Source organism: Nitrosospira sp. Nsp13, from assembly GCF_900101945.1.
Taxonomy (GTDB): Bacteria; Pseudomonadota; Gammaproteobacteria; order Burkholderiales; family Nitrosomonadaceae; genus Nitrosospira; species Nitrosospira multiformis_D.
The window spans coordinates 1-1,565 of record NZ_FMVD01000042.1; the positions used below are offsets into that span (position 1 = coordinate 1).

The window sequence follows — 1,565 nt, forward strand, 5'->3', positions numbered from 1 at the left end:
GCATGCAACCCCGGATCACTTTTGAAATGGTGCCTGGGTGCGGGAACGTTGGGACTGGCGTGCCATGTTTTCGCGGCGGATCCCGCTCCCGCCGCCAACGCCGCCGGGACGCCAGCGGCTCCGGCTGCGGCACCCGCGGCACCCGCAACTCCCACGGCAGGCACCCCATTCGATTGGTCAAAAGCGCCTCCCGTCACCGCGCCGCCGCGCCCCGGCATGTTTTCCATCCCCCCAACCGGGCCGGGATACTATTCGCTCTGGGATGTGGTCACCGGCAATGAGCGTCAAGCTCCGCCGGTTGCTCCCAACGCGCCCTATGCCCTCATGACCACCCCCGCCTTCGAGATCGATTACCGCTATATGGAGAAGCCGGGGTATGAAAAGGATCTGTTCGATCCCCTTAAGCGCATCCACATGGGGGAGGATTTCCTGCTGTCTTTCGGCGGCAGCTTCTGGTACCGCTACATGCGCGAGTCCGATGCCCGCTTGACCAACACCAGCGATAATTACCACATGATCCGCAGCCGCTTCCATGCCGATTTCTGGTATCAGGACAAGGTTCGCCTGTTCGCCGAGTTTCTGGATGCCCGCACCTTTGGTCAAGCCTTGACACCCGCCGCCACGGATGTCAATCACACGGATATGCTGAATCTGTTTGCGGATATCAAGCTGGCGAATGTCAAGGAGGGTCCCGTTTATCTGCGCGTCGGCCGCCAGGAATTGCTCTACGGTTCGCAGCGGCTGATTTCCACCCTGGACTGGGTGAATACGCGGCGCACCTTCCAGGGCGCCAAGGCATTCTGGCGCACGCCTACCTTTGATCTGGACGCTTTCTGGGTGCGGCCGATGATTACGCAACAGAGCCACTTCGATAATTGGGATACGAAACAGGAGTTCTTCGGTTTATGGGGCACTTACAAACCCATGAAAGGCCAGCTGGTCGATATGTATTTCCTGAGTCTGGATGATAATCGCAACCGGGCGATCGGCAGCAACGGCCTCATGGGCAATTCGAACACGCATACGCTCGGCGGCCGCCTGGCCGGCGACTACAATCAGTTCCTCTATGAGTTGGAAGGCATGTACCAGTTCGGCCAGTACTCGAATCAGGATATCTCGGCCTTTGCGGTCGCCTCCGGCGCCGGCTATCATTTCAAGGGGGCGCCCATGAATCCCCAGTTCTGGCTGCGCTATGATTTTGCTTCCGGCGACAAGAATCCCAATGACGGCGCGCGCAATACCTTCAATCAGCTCTTCCCTTTCGGGAACTATTATCTGGGCTGGATCGATCGCGTGGGCCGCCAGAATATCCATGATTTCAATGCCCAGCTCAATCTGCATCCCCAGCCCTGGGCCACCTTTACCGCCCAGTACCACCGCTTCTATCTGGCCAACAAGCAGGACTTCCTGTACAACGCCGCCGGCGCCGCCACCCTGCGCGATGTCACCGGCCAGGCAGGCGGTTACGTCGGCGATGAAATCGACTTCCGTTTCAACATCCACGTCAACCGCCAACAGGATATCCTGGTCGGCTATTCGAAACTCTTTGCCGGCAATTTCCTCAA

Annotated in this window: 2 protein-coding genes; one reads left to right on the plus strand and one right to left on the minus strand. The window is 58.9% G+C overall.

Features of this window, described 5'->3' with window-relative positions; genetic code table 11:
• The coding region (locus tag BLO43_RS17125; protein ID WP_254773523.1) for a hypothetical protein at positions 1 to 227 on the minus strand (227 nt) is incomplete at its 3' end.
• On the opposite strand from BLO43_RS17125, the gene BLO43_RS16195 reads away from it, so the two are divergent.
• On the plus strand, positions 217 to 1,565 hold a 1,349-nt coding region (locus BLO43_RS16195; protein ID WP_254773524.1), incomplete at its 3' end, for an alginate export family protein. The two genes, BLO43_RS17125 and BLO43_RS16195, sit on opposite strands and share 11 nt — an antisense overlap.